Annotated in this window: 14 protein-coding genes; 12 read left to right on the top strand and 2 right to left on the bottom strand. The window is 65.3% G+C overall.

Features of this window, described 5'->3' with window-relative positions:
• Nucleotides 1-69 precede the first annotated feature (69 nt).
• On the top strand, nucleotides 70-1464 hold the full coding sequence (gene argH, locus SPISAL_RS00145) for an argininosuccinate lyase (protein WP_016352438.1): 1395 nt from the start codon (nucleotides 70-72) through the stop codon (nucleotides 1462-1464).
• Here the strand turns inward: argH and SPISAL_RS00140 are convergent.
• A complete protein-coding gene (locus tag SPISAL_RS00140; RefSeq protein ID WP_016352437.1) occupies nucleotides 1461-2132 on the bottom strand; it encodes an alpha/beta hydrolase in 672 nt (223 codons plus the stop codon). The genes argH and SPISAL_RS00140 overlap by 4 nt on opposite strands.
• 83 nt (nucleotides 2133-2215) lie before the next feature.
• On the opposite strand from SPISAL_RS00140, the gene lptM reads away from it, so the two are divergent.
• Genes lptM through ubiB form a run of 11 tightly spaced genes read left to right on the top strand, consistent with a single transcriptional unit; the run spans nucleotide 2216 to nucleotide 11385 of the window.
• Complete coding sequence (lptM, locus tag SPISAL_RS08745; protein ID WP_016352436.1) at nucleotides 2216-2341, top strand: LPS translocon maturation chaperone LptM; 126 nt, start codon at nucleotides 2216-2218, stop codon at nucleotides 2339-2341.
• Nucleotides 2338-3582: a diaminopimelate decarboxylase gene (gene lysA, locus SPISAL_RS00135; protein WP_016352435.1), complete on the top strand. Its 1245-nt coding sequence runs from the start codon at nucleotides 2338-2340 to the stop codon at nucleotides 3580-3582. Before lptM ends, lysA begins: the two co-directional genes overlap by 4 nt.
• Complete coding sequence (gene dapF, locus SPISAL_RS00130; RefSeq protein ID WP_016352434.1) at nucleotides 3579-4418, top strand: diaminopimelate epimerase; 840 nt, start codon at nucleotides 3579-3581, stop codon at nucleotides 4416-4418. The genes lysA and dapF overlap by 4 nt, the downstream gene beginning before the upstream one ends.
• Nucleotides 4415-5125, top strand: a complete 711-nt coding sequence (locus SPISAL_RS00125) for a DUF484 family protein (protein WP_016352433.1) — start codon at nucleotides 4415-4417, stop codon at nucleotides 5123-5125. The genes dapF and SPISAL_RS00125 overlap by 4 nt, the downstream gene beginning before the upstream one ends.
• Nucleotides 5122-6045 carry a tyrosine recombinase XerC gene (xerC, locus tag SPISAL_RS00120; protein ID WP_016352432.1) on the top strand — a complete coding sequence of 308 codons (924 nt, stop codon included), beginning with the start codon at nucleotides 5122-5124 and terminating at the stop codon, nucleotides 6043-6045. Before SPISAL_RS00125 ends, xerC begins: the two co-directional genes overlap by 4 nt.
• A gap of 55 nt (nucleotides 6046-6100) precedes the next feature.
• Nucleotides 6101-6652 carry an ATP-dependent protease subunit HslV gene (gene hslV, locus SPISAL_RS00115; protein WP_016352431.1) on the top strand — a complete coding sequence of 184 codons (552 nt, stop codon included), beginning with the start codon at nucleotides 6101-6103 and terminating at the stop codon, nucleotides 6650-6652.
• Nucleotides 6649-7974 (top strand): ATP-dependent protease ATPase subunit HslU, encoded by a 1326-nt coding sequence (gene hslU / locus SPISAL_RS00110; RefSeq protein WP_016352430.1) that lies wholly within the window; start codon nucleotides 6649-6651, stop codon nucleotides 7972-7974. Before hslV ends, hslU begins: the two co-directional genes overlap by 4 nt.
• A 7-nt stretch (nucleotides 7975-7981) precedes the next feature.
• The gene (locus SPISAL_RS00105; RefSeq protein ID WP_016352429.1) at nucleotides 7982-8374 is read left to right on the top strand and encodes a gamma-butyrobetaine hydroxylase family protein; all 393 of its coding nucleotides are present in this window, start codon (nucleotides 7982-7984) and stop codon (nucleotides 8372-8374) included.
• Nucleotides 8371-9120: a class I SAM-dependent methyltransferase gene (locus SPISAL_RS00100; protein WP_016352428.1), complete on the top strand. Its 750-nt coding sequence runs from the start codon at nucleotides 8371-8373 to the stop codon at nucleotides 9118-9120. Before SPISAL_RS00105 ends, SPISAL_RS00100 begins: the two co-directional genes overlap by 4 nt.
• Nucleotides 9092-9721: a ubiquinone biosynthesis accessory factor UbiJ gene (locus SPISAL_RS08615; protein WP_187287969.1), complete on the top strand. Its 630-nt coding sequence runs from the start codon at nucleotides 9092-9094 to the stop codon at nucleotides 9719-9721. Before SPISAL_RS00100 ends, SPISAL_RS08615 begins: the two co-directional genes overlap by 29 nt.
• A complete protein-coding gene (gene ubiB / locus SPISAL_RS00090) occupies nucleotides 9718-11385 on the top strand; it encodes a ubiquinone biosynthesis regulatory protein kinase UbiB (RefSeq protein ID WP_016352426.1) in 1668 nt (555 codons plus the stop codon). The genes SPISAL_RS08615 and ubiB overlap by 4 nt, the downstream gene beginning before the upstream one ends.
• On the opposite strand, the gene SPISAL_RS00085 is transcribed toward ubiB, so the two are convergent.
• Entirely contained in the window at nucleotides 11382-12677 is a 1296-nt protein-coding gene (locus tag SPISAL_RS00085) for a S41 family peptidase (protein WP_016352425.1), read from the bottom strand. The genes ubiB and SPISAL_RS00085 overlap by 4 nt on opposite strands.
• Nucleotides 12678-12681 lie beyond the last annotated feature (4 nt).

The following is a 12681-nucleotide window of genomic DNA, read 5'->3' as shown; positions in this document are numbered from 1 at the left end:
CGGCATCCGGCGATACGCCAGGCCGGCTGGTATACTGCCGGCATCGAGCAGACACGTCGGAACGCGTTGATGAGCAAGGCAGACAGCAAAGGGATGTGGGGCGGGCGCTTTAGCGAAGCAACCGATGACTTCGTCGCGGCCTTCACGGCCTCGGAACACTACGATCGGCGGCTCTACCGGCAGGACATCCGGGGCTCCCAGGCCCATGCCCGCATGCTCGCCCGCTGCGGTGTGCTCAGCGAAGCGGATGCGACCGCCATCATCGACGGCCTGGCGGCGATTGCCGCCGAGATCGAGGCCGGCGAGTTCCCCTGGGACCCCGCCCTTGAAGACGTGCACATGAACATCGAAGCGCGCCTGACCGCGCGCATCGGGGATGCCGGCAAGCGCTTGCATACCGGCCGCTCACGCAATGACCAGATCGCGACGGACGTGCGGCTGTGGCTTCGGGAAGCGATCGATGAGGCGACCCACCTGCTGCGGCATTTTCAGGCGGGCCTGGTGAATCTGGCCGAGCGCGAGGCCGACACCGTCATGCCCGGCTTTACCCACCTGCAGGTCGCTCAGCCGGTGAGCTTTGGCCACCACATGCTGGCCTGGTACGAAATGCTGGTGCGCGACGAGGCGCGGCTTGCCGACGCCCGGGTGCGGGTCAATCAGTCGCCACTGGGCTCGGCGGCCCTGGCGGGCACCACCTTCGCCATTGACCGCGAGCAGACCTGCGCAGAACTGGGTTTCGAGGCGCCCACCCGCAACTCCCTGGATGCGGTGTCGGATCGCGACTTTGCCATCGAGTTTGTCTCGGCGGCTGCGCTGACAATGACGCATCTCTCCCGGATGGCCGAAGAGCTCGTCCTGTGGGCTTCGCCGCTGACCGGCTTCATTGAGCTACCCGATCGCTTCTGTACCGGCAGCTCGATCATGCCGCAAAAGAAAAATCCGGATGTCGCCGAACTGGTCCGTGGCAAATCCGCCCGCGTCCATGGCGCCCTCAACACACTGCTCACCCTGATGAAAGGCCAGCCCCTCGCGTACAACCGCGACAATCAGGAAGACAAGGAGCCGTTGTTTGATGCCGCGGACGCGCTGCATGACAGCCTGCGCGCATTCGGCGACATGGTGCCTGCCCTGAGCGTCAATCGTGAACGGACACGGCAGGCCGCCCGGGCGGGCTTTGCCACGGCCACCGACCTGGCGGACTATCTGGTCCGCAAGGGTGTGCCCTTTCGGGATGCTCACGCGATTGTTGGCGAAGCGGTTGCCTACGGCGTCCAGCACGGGGAGGACTTGTCAGACCTCTCTCTGGAGACCCTGCAGGGCTTCAGCGAGCATATTGCGAGCGACGTGTACGCGGTGCTGACGGTGGACGGCTCAATGGCCGCCCGCGATCACCTCGGCGGCACCGCGCCCGCCCAGGTCCATCAGCAGGTGGCAGCCGCACGCGCCCGACTGGCCGGCGACTAAAGCGCCAGCACCTGTCGCAACCAGACGCCGATCGCCTGAATCTCTTCCAGGCACACCTGGTGCTCCATGGGATAGGCGTGCCATTCAACGGGATAGCCAAGGCCCGCCAGCGCGTCCCGCGACGCCGTGCCCAGCTCGATCCCCAGGACCCCGTCATACTCGCCATGGGCAAGGAAAATCGGGGTATCACGGTGGGCCGCCGCACGCGCCTGGGACAAGTGATCTGCCAGCGGCAGATACGTGGACAGGCCCATGATGCCGGCAAGCCCGCCAGCAAAGCGCAGCCCCGCGTGCAACGCGACGGCACCGCCCTGGGAGAACCCGGCCAGCACCAGCCGTTCAGCCGGTACGCCCCGTTCGGCCTCCCGCTCGATCAGCGCCGCGATCCACCCGGCCGCCTCGTCCAGGCCCTGTTCGTCCTGCGGGGTGCCGGCGGTCAGTCCGTAGATGTCATACCACGCGGGCATCACCATGCCGCCATTAAGCGTAACGGGCCGCTCCGGGGCATGCGGAAAGACAAACCGGACCGGCGCGTCCGCGGGTAGACCAAGCTCCGGGACAATGGGCTCGAAGTCGTGCCCACTGGCCCCCAGGCCGTGCAGCCAGAGCACACTGGCCTTGGCTCCAGCCGGGCCAACCTCCACCGTTTGAAGTTTTGAATCGGTCATGATGCAGCATAGCGTAACGCACAGGGGCCGAAAACGTCGCCCACAGCCGTTATACTGTGGAATCGGCTGTACCGGAGTCCGCCATGATCCATCGTGCACTGGGCACACTGCTTTTCATTCTGCTGCTCAGCCTGGCTGGCTGCGGCGTCAAGGGTGATCTATTTCTACCCGACGACCAGGCGAGTGAAGACACCGCGGAGGGCCAGTGAGCTTTTCGCGCCAGCACGGCACGCTCACCGTTGAAGACTGCGCGGTCGATGACCTGGCCGCGCGCTTTGGCACGCCTTTGTACGTTTACTCCCGCGCGGCGATCGAATCGGCCTGGCGCGCTTACGATGCCGCCTTCGCCGACCGCGACCACCTGATTTGCTATGCCGTGAAGGCCAACGGCAGCCTGGCTATCCTCCAGCTCCTTGCCCGCCTCGGCAGCGGCTTTGACATCGTCTCGGGGGGCGAGCTCGAGCGGGTCCTCCAAGCCGGTGGCGACCCGGGTCGCGTGGTGTTCTCTGGCGTTGGCAAGACAACGGCAGAGATCGAGCGCGCGCTTGAGGTGGGCATTCTGGCCTTTAACGTGGAGTCGGAATCCGAGCTCGAGCGCCTGAGTGAGGTCGCGACGCGGCTTGGCCGCGAGGCGCCCGTCTCTCTGCGCGTCAACCCCGATGTCGATGCCCGTACGCATCCCTATATTTCAACGGGACTGCGCGATAACAAGTTCGGCATCGACATTCATGCCGCCGAGGCCGTGTATACCCGGGCGGCGGAGCGACCGGGCCTGCGCGTGGAGGGACTCGACTTCCACATCGGCTCGCAGCTCACCGAACTTGAACCCCTGGCCGATGCCCTGTCTCGCAGCCTGGCCCTCGTCGATCGGCTGGCCGAGCAGGGCTTGCCACTCAAGCACCTCGATATTGGTGGGGGGCTGGGCATTCGCTACGAAAACGAGACGCCACCGAGCCCCGCCGCCCTGGCCGAGTCACTCGGCGCACTGCTCAAGGACCGGCCGCAGCGTGTACTGATGGAGCCGGGCCGCGCCATCGTTGGCGCAGCGGGCCTGCTCGTCTCCAGGGTGGAGTACCTCAAGCCTGGGCACCGGGATTTCGCCATTGTCGATGCCGCCATGACGGACCTGTTGCGCCCGGCGCTCTACGACGCCTGGCAGCGCATCGAAGCCGTCAACACGACCGCCGATGAAACCCGGCTGTATGACGTGGTCGGCCCCGTGTGCGAGACCGCGGATGTCCTTGGGCGCGAGCGCGCGCTTGCCCTGAGCCCGGGTGCCCTGGTCGCTATCTTCGATGCCGGTGCCTACGGGTTTGTGATGGCCTCGCAATACAACGCCCGGCCCCGCCCGGCCGAGGTGCTGGTCGACGGCGCCGAGGCCCATCTGATCCGAGCGCGCGAGCGCGTGGATGACCTCTGGCGCGGCGAGCACCTCCTGGAGGCGCCATGAGCCTCACGTTTACCAAGATGCAGGGGCTTGGCAACGACTTTGTGGTCATCGACGGGATCAGCACGCCGGTCCACCTGGATGCCGAGCGCGTCCGGCAGATTGCCGACCGGCGGTATGGCGTGGGCTGCGACCAGGTCCTGGTCGCGGAACCCGCGCTCGGCACCACCGCCGACTTTCGCTACCGGATCTGGAACCGGGATGGCGAGGAAGTAGAGCATTGCGGCAACGGGGTCCGCTGCCTGGCACGTTTTCTTATCGACCGCGGCCTTGCACCAGCCGCCACGATCACGTTAGAGACCGTCTCGGGGCTCACCCGCGTCACCCCAACAGACGAGGGGCTGATGCAGGTGGACATGGGCATTCCGGTGCTTGAGCCCGCTGCCGTGCCGTTTCAGGCCGAGGCACCCGCGCCGCTCTATCCGCTGGTGGTCGAGGGCGAGACCGTCCAGCTCGGCGTTGTCTCCATGGGCAATCCGCACGCCGTGCTGCGTGTCGATGCGGTGACGACGGCGCCAGTCAGCCGCCTTGGCCCGGTCATCGAACATCACCCGGCGTTTCCCAATCGCGCCAATGTCGGGTTTATGGCCATCATGGGCCGCGACCACATCCAGCTGCGCGTCTACGAACGCGGCGCCGGCGAGACGCTGGCCTGCGGTACCGGCGCCTGTGCCGCGGTCGCCGTCGGCATCATCAATGGCTGGCTCGAGCCCCGTGTGCAGGTCGACCTGACGGGCGGCCAGCTGGTGGTACACTGGCCAGGCAAGGACCAATCGCTGTGGATGACCGGCCCGGCCGAGACGGTCTTTGATGGCAGGCTACCGGCAGGAGAGGCATGAGCAGTCAAACACCAGAATCCGCCCCCACGGGCGCGACACTCGACGAGCAGCAGGTACTGGACTATCTGCGCGCCCACCCGGATTTGCTGCGCCGCCACCAGGATGTGCTCGCCGCACTGGATGTTCCTCATCAGTCAGGTGAGGGCGCTGTTTCGCTGATCGAATACCAGGTGGCCATTCTGCGCGAAGAGGCGCGCGAACTCTCTCAGCGCCTCGACCATTTGCTGTACATCGCCCGCGACAATGACCGGGTCGCCGAACAGCTGCACCGATTCACGCTGGAGCTGCTGGCCGCGGATGACCTCGAGGGGGCTCTGGTCGCGCTTCGGGACGGGCTGCGGCAGGACTTTCGAGCCGACGTGGTCCAGGTGCTGTTAATCGGCAATGACCTCGCCGCGGCCGGCGTCCCCGTATTGGCCGCTGACGATCCTGAGGCCCTCCAGCTGGAAGAACACTTCCCCGGCAGCACCCCGGTGCTCGGACATTTCGATGTCGACCGCTTTGGCCTGATCTTTGGTGACCAGGCCGAAGGCCTGGCCTCGGTGGCCGTGATCCCGTTGGATGAACCCCCGCTGCGGGGCTTTATTGCAATTGGCAGCCGCGACCCCGAGCGCTATCACGACGAGCAGGGCACCATCTTTCTCGGCCAGCTCGGTGCTTTGGTGGCGCGGGTGCTTCGTCGCGCCCTGCCTGGGGAGCGCGCTTGAGCGCCGAGTCGCTCGCCTCTGTCCTTGATGACTATCTGGCGCATCTGCGCGATGAACGCCGCCTCGCCACACTCACCCGTCAACATTACGCGCGCGATCTCAACGCCTTCGCTGACTGGCTGAGCCGCACGGGCATCAGTGACTGGCGTGACGTGCGCGCCGATCACGTCCGCCAGTGGGTCGCCCAGGGGCATCGACGCGGGTTGCGGCCGCGCTCGCTGCAACGCCGGCTGTCAGCGGTGCGCGGTCTGTACCGCTACTTGCAGCGCGAAGGCCGAGCCAACCTGGACCCGGCGGCCGACATCAGCGCGCCGCGCCAGCACCGCCGGCTGCCCACCACGCTGGATGTCGACACCACCGCGCAACTGCTCAATGCCCCCGCCGCGCCGGCATCGGATAGCAACGACGCTGGCCTCGCGTGCCGCGATCAGGCCCTTTTTGAGCTTATTTATGGCTCGGGGCTGCGGCTTGCTGAAGTCGCGGCCCTGGATGCCGCGGAGTTGAGCGGCGTACCGCAGACGCTGCGGGTCACGGGCAAAGGCGCGCGAACGCGAGTGGTGCCGGTGGGCCGACAGGCTCGGGAAGCCATCCAGCAGTGGCTCGCCGTTCGGCCAACGCTTGCCGCCGCGCACGAGCCCGCGCTGTTTGTGAGCCGCCGCGGGCGACGGCTCTCGCACCGAGCGATCCAGCAACGCCTCAATGCCCTGGCCACCCGGCAAGGCCTCGACCAGCCCGTGCATCCGCATATGCTGCGGCATGCCTTTGCCACGCATCTACTCGAATCCAGTGGTGATCTGCGGGCCGTTCAGGAACTCCTGGGCCACGCTGATATCAGTACCACGCAGATCTATACCCATCTGGATTTCCAGCATCTGGCCGAGGTCTACGATCAGGCCCATCCGCGAGCCCGACGCCGATAACGCCACCCGCTTCGGCTACGTTAGAATACGGGTCCACTCAGGCCGGGAGACAACCGTGCAGCAATTCGAGGGCACCACCATTCTGGCCGTCCGTCGCCACGGGCAGGTCGCGCTGGGGGGTGACGGTCAGGTCACCCTGGGCGATACGGTGATGAAGGGCAACGCGCGCAAGGTCCGGCGCCTGTATCACGAGCAGGTCCTTGCGGGTTTCGCCGGCGGAACTGCCGACGCCTTCACGCTATTCGAGCGGTTTGAAGGCCAGCTTGAGCGCCACCGCGGCAATTTAACCCGCGCCGCGGTGGAAATGGCCAAGGACTGGCGCTCGGATCGGGCCCTGCGCCGGCTAGAGGCCCTGCTGATGGTCGCCGACCAGAATGCACTGTTGATGCTGTCTGGCAATGGCGATGTCGTGGAGCCCGAACGGGAACTCATGGCGATCGGCTCCGGTGCGGGCTATGCCCAGGCCGCCGCACAAGCCCTGGTCGCCGACACCGACCTGGGCGCCGAGGCGGTCGTCAGCCGGGCGCTGGGGATCGCCGCCGATATCTGCATCTACACCAACCACACGCTGACGATTGAAACGCTGGGGGACGAGGCAGGCTCATGAGCGAAATGACACCCCGCGAGATTGTCCAGGAGCTGGACAAGCACATTATCGGCCAAGGTGACGCCAAGCGCGCCGTGGCCAACGCATTGCGCAATCGCTGGCGCCGGCTGCAGGTGGATGAGAGCCTGCGCCCGGAGATCACGCCCAAGAACATCCTCATGATTGGCCCGACCGGTGTGGGCAAAACCGAGATTGCCCGGCGCCTTGCGCGGCTCGCCAATGCCCCGTTCATCAAGATCGAGGCCACCAAGTTTACGGAAGTCGGCTACGTCGGCCGCGACGTCGAATCGGTCATCCGGGATCTGACCGACAACGCCCTGAAAATGGTGCGCGAGCAGGCGATGGCCCGCCAGGCCAATCGCGCAGAAGACGCCGCCGAGGATCGCATCCTGGATGCGCTGCTGCCCCAGGCCCGCAGCGGCGGCGAAGCCGATGACAGCCTGGATGCAACGCGCCAGAAAATGCGCAAGAAACTGCGCGAAGGTGAGCTTGACGAGCGCGAGATCGAAATCGACATCCGCGGCCAGTCCGCTGGCATGGACATCATGGCGCCGCCCGGCATGGAGCAGCTCACCAGCCAGCTGCAGGGCATGTTCCAGAACCTGGGCGGCCAGCAGAGCCAGCGTCAGCGCCTGCGCATTGCGGATGCCTGGCGGGTGCTTCGCGAAGAAGAGGCCGCGAAGCTGGTGAACGATGACGAAATCAAGCAACAGGCCATCGAGGCCGTCGAGCAGAGCGGAATCGTGTTTGTCGACGAAATCGACAAGGTCGCGAAGCGGGCCGAGCAGGGTGCGGGCGGAGACGTCTCGCGCGAGGGGGTCCAGCGCGATCTGCTGCCGCTGGTAGAGGGCAGCACGGTGTCCACGCGGCACGGCATGGTCAACACCGATCACATCCTGTTCATCGCCTCCGGGGCGTTTCATCTGTCCAAGCCCTCGGACTTGATCCCGGAACTGCAGGGCCGCCTGCCCATTCGCGTCGAACTCGACTCGCTGGTCGTCAGCGACTTCGTCAGCATCCTCACCGAGCCGGATGCCTCGCTGGTTCGCCAGTACCAGTCGCTACTGGCCACCGAGGGGGTCACGCTGACGTTCACCGACGATGGCGTCGCCCGCATTGCGGAGGTGGCCTGGGCGGTAAACGAGCGCACGGAAAACATCGGCGCCCGGCGCCTGCACACGGTAATGGAGCGATTGCTCGAGGAGATCTCCTACACCGCCCCCGATCGCAGTGAACAGACCGTGACCGTGGACGCCGCCTATGTCGATCGCCAGCTCTCAGACCTCGCCGATAACGAGGACCTGAGTCGCTACATCCTGTGAGGCTGTCATGAAACGACCCGAGCGCCGGGACACGGGGCACACGCCCACCGACATCCATCTGCATCGCGGCTCGAAAACCCTTGAGCTGCACTATGATGACGGCCAGACTTTTGTGCTCTCGGCGGAATACCTGCGGGTCTACTCACCCTCAGCCGAGGTCCGAGGTCACGGCCCAGGCCAGGCGGTTCTCCAGGTGGGCAAGACCGCCGTTGGCATCACGCGCATCGAGCCGGTGGGCCACTACGCCCTGCGGATCCATTTCGATGACGGCCATAACACGGGCCTGTACTCCTGGGATCTGCTCTATGATCTGGGCGAAAACCAATCGCAGTACTGGCAGGATTACCTCGACTCACTCGCCGAGGCCGGCTACCAGCGTGAGGGAGGGACAGCGACATGAGCGCCAGCGAAGAAGTCGACTTCGGCTACGAGCGAATCCCGGCTGACGAGAAAGTCCACCGCGTGGGCGAGGTGTTCAGTTCGGTAGCGAGCCGCTACGACCTCATGAACGACCTGATGTCCGTGGGGCTGCACCGGCTCTGGAAGCAGCAGGCCCTGCGACTCATCAATGCCCGGCCTGGCCAGCGCGTGCTGGATCTCGCCGCGGGCACCGGTGACCTCAGCATCGGCCTGGCCAAGGCGGTCGGCCGCAACGGTCAGGTGGTGGTCTCAGACATTAACGCCGCCATGCTCAATGAAGGGCGGGATCGAATGGTGAACGAGGGCCTGACAGGCAATCTGGCGTATGTTCTTGCCGATGCCGAGCAATTGCCGTTTCCGCCTCGCCAGTTTGACCGGATCAGCATGGCCTTTGGGCTGCGTAACGTCACCCGCATTCCCCGCGCCCTGGCAGCAATCCGGGCAGCGCTGCGGCCCGGTGGTCAGCTGGTGGTGCTGGAGTTCTCGCAACTCTACGTGGCCTCGCTGCGGCCCCTGTATGACCTGTATTCCTTCCAGCTGCTCCCGCTGATGGGTCGCCTCGTCGCAAGCGACGCCGACAGCTATCGGTATCTGGCCGAATCCATTCGGCTCCACCCAGACCAGGAGACCTTGCAGTCCATGATGGAAGAAGCGGGCTTTGAAGACTGCGGCTATATCAACTTGAGCGGAGGGATCGTTGCCCTCCACCACGGCCATGTCTACTGATTGGCTGCCACTCACACCGTTCGAGCAGGGGGTCAATCGTATCCTGGCGCTCGACCCCAACAGCGAGGCACGCCTCGCACCGCTCAGTGGCCGCGAGCTCGGTTTGCGTGTAACCGACAGCAGTCTGGCGCTGCGGGTGTGCTTTGCGGATGACGGCATCGCGCTGATGCACGACAACACCGACATGAGCGACTGTGATGTCCTGCTGGAGGCGACCGTGGCCGGCCTGACCGGATTGGTCCTGTCCCGTGGCCGCCGCAGTCGGGATGTGGCGTTTCGTGGAGATATCGGCACGATCCAGGAAGTTCGCGCCCTATTTGCCGATCTGGATGTCGATCTGGAAGCGCAGCTGGCGCGAATGGTCGGTGAGGCGAGCGCGCAGCGTGCCGCGCAGGGGGCCCGCGCGGGTTGGGCCTGGGGACAGCGCAGCGTTGAGACCCTGGGGCGCAATGCCGCGGAACTGGCCACTGAGGAACGCCGCTGGCTCCCGCCCGCCGCGGAGGTCGCGCACTTCCTGGAAGACGTCGATACCCTGCGTGAGGAGTTTGACCGGCTTGAGGCCCGGCTGCGGCGGCTGGAGCAACGAGGCGATTCGGCATGATGCCCTCTCCCCGACTGCTCTGGCGCCTGGCCCAGATCAACCTGGTCCTTTTGCGCTACGGTCTGGACGAGGTCCTGTTCGCCACGCGCTGGTTCCGGCCCTTCCGCTTTTTGCGCGTTTTTATGCCCTGGACCTGGTTTCGGCACCAGCAGCGCCGTCGCGGCGAGCGGATCCGGCTTGCGCTGGAAGACCTCGGGCCGATCTTCGTCAAGTTCGGGCAGATCATCTCGACCCGTCGCGACTTGTTGCCACCGGATATCGCAGAAGAGCTCTCGCGTCTGCAGGACCGCGTGCCGCCTTTTCCTGGAGAAGAAGCCCGCGCGATCATCGAGGCGGAATACGAAGACGCGATCGATGGCTGGTTTGCCCACTTCGACACCGAACCCATGGCCTCGGCCTCCATCGCCCAGGTCCATGCCGCGCGCCTGCATGATGGCCGCGACGTCATCGTTAAAGTGGTCCGACCGGGCATTGAGCGCGCCATCGCCCGGGATCTTCGGGTGCTTTACACCTTTGCTCGGCTAGCGCAGCGCTACTGGAGCGAAGGCCATCGCTTGCGCCCGGTGGAGGTCGTTCACGAGTTCGATACCACGCTGCACGACGAACTCGATCTGATGCGCGAGGCGGCAAGCGCCACCCAGCTCAAGCGCAATTTCCGCGATTCGGACTTGCTCTACGTCCCCGAGATTTACTGGCCAGGGACCCGGCGCAGCGTCATGGTCATGGAGCGCATCCACGGCCTGCAAATCTCCGATGTCGAGGGCTTGAAGCGAGCGGGCGTCGACATGAAGGCCCTGGCCGAGCGCGGTACCGAGATCTTTTTCACCCAGGTCTTTCGCGACAGCTTTTTTCATGCCGACATGCACCCGGGCAATGTGTTCGTGGATGTCACGGATCCTGCCAACCCGCGTTATATCGCCGTGGATTTCGGGATCATGGGCTCGCTGAGCCCGGTCGATCATCGCTACCTCGCCGACAACTTCCTCGCGTTTTTCAATCGCGACTACCGCCGTGTCGCCGAGCTGCATGTGGCGTCCGGTTGGGTCCCAGCCGATACCCGGGTCGATGAATTCGAGGCGGCCATGCGCACGGTCTGCGAGCCGATTTTCGAGCGGCCCTTGGGCGAAATCTCCCTGGGTGCCCTGCTGATGCGCCTGTTCCAGACCGGTCGGCGTTTTGACATGGAGATCCAGCCACAGCTGGTGCTATTGCAAAAGACCCTCCTCGCCATTGAAGGGCTGGGGCGACAGCTCTACCCAGAGCTCGACCTCTGGGACACCGGCAAGCCCTACCTCGAGCGCTGGATGAAAGAACAGGTCGGTGCACAGGCCGTGGTCAAGCATCTGCGCCGAGAGCTGCCGCGCCTTGGTGAAATCCTGCCGGCGCTACCCCGACGCGTCGACGAGGCGATCGGCGAAGTGAGCCAAACGCGAGCCCAGTTGAGCGAACAGCAGGCAGAGCTCAAGGCATTACGAGACGCGGTCCACCAGAACGGTCGGCGCAACTTTGCCGGCGCCGTCGGTGCAGCGCTGGTGATCTCGGCGTTCGTGATCGCCGGTCTGGATGGGCGCAGCCCGATGATGCTCGGCGACGCGCCCATGATCAGCTGGATCATCGGCAGCCTGGGCGGGCTGATCTGGCTCGCGGCCTGGCCGCGGCGCTAGCGCCCGAGAATAGAGAGCCCCTTGAGCAGGTTCAGGGCCTCGGCCAGGGCGAAATCCTGTGATGCCAGGCTCGAGGCAGGCACATCCGTTGCCTCGGGACCCTCACCGTCTTCCGGCCGACCTTCGCGCTGCAGATGGCCGGGGAGATCGGACTCACGCGTGCGGGCATCCCGCCCGTCCCGCTCGCTGACGGTCACGTTGGCGATCTCCACATCCGGGGCAATGCCATCGGCCTGAATCGACCGGCCATCCGGGGTGTAATAACGCGCTGTGGTGAGTTTGACCGCATTCCCACTGCGCAGCGGCATAATCGTCTGCACCGAGCCCTTGCCGAAGGTCTGCTCGCCCATAATCACAGCCCGGCGATGATCCTGCAGCGCCCCGGCCACGATTTCCGCGGCCGACGCCGAGCCGGCGTTCACCAGCACCACCAGTGGCGCCCCATTCAGGGCATCGTTGGGCGTCGCCGTGAAGCGACTGCTCGCCCGCTCGAGCCGACCCCGGGTCGAGACGATCTCGCCGGTGCTCAAAAACGCATCCGAGACATCCACCGCGGCATCCAGTACGCCGCCCGGGTTATTGCGCAAGTCCAGCACCAGCCCCTCAAGGCCGCCCGATTCTTCGTTCAGATCGCTTAGCGCTTCCAGCACATCCTCGCCGGTACGCGACTGGAACTGACTAATGCGCAGATACCCAAAGCCTGGCTCCAGCATGCGGGTCCGCACACTGTCCACCTGGATCACCGCACGCTCGAGGGTGATCTCCCGCGGCGTGTCTTCGCCTTCGTGCAGAATGCTGAGGGTAATCTCGGTGCCCGGGTCGCCGCGCATCTGCGACACCGCCTCCTGCAGACCCAGCCCTTTCACCGACTGATCGTCCAGCCGAATGATCAGATCACCGGGCTGTATCCCGGCGGCGTCGGCCGGCGTGCCATCAATGGGCGCAATCACCTCGACGAAACCATCGCGTGTACCCACTTCCAGACCCAGGCCACCAAACTCACCCCGGGTACCCTCCTGCAGCTGCTGATACTCGCTGGCATCCAAATAGGCCGAGTGCGGATCGAGTCGCTCGAGCATGCCGCGAATGGCATTGCGCACAAGGGTTTCATCGTCGACGGACTCGACGTAATTACGCTGAATGCGCTCGTACACCTCGGCAAAACCGCGCAGTTCCTCAAGTGGTACGTCTTCCCCAGCCGTCTGCTGGGCAATGACGCCCTGGGTGTTCACCAGCAACAGCCCCAGCAGCGTGAGTGCGGTCAGGCCGTAAAGCAGTCGGGGAAAGCGCATGATC

Origin of the sequence: Spiribacter salinus M19-40, assembly GCF_000319575.2 — a bacterium.
Taxonomy (GTDB): Bacteria; Pseudomonadota; Gammaproteobacteria; order Nitrococcales; family Nitrococcaceae; genus Spiribacter; species Spiribacter salinus.
This window is presented reverse-complemented; position numbering and strand designations above follow the sequence as displayed.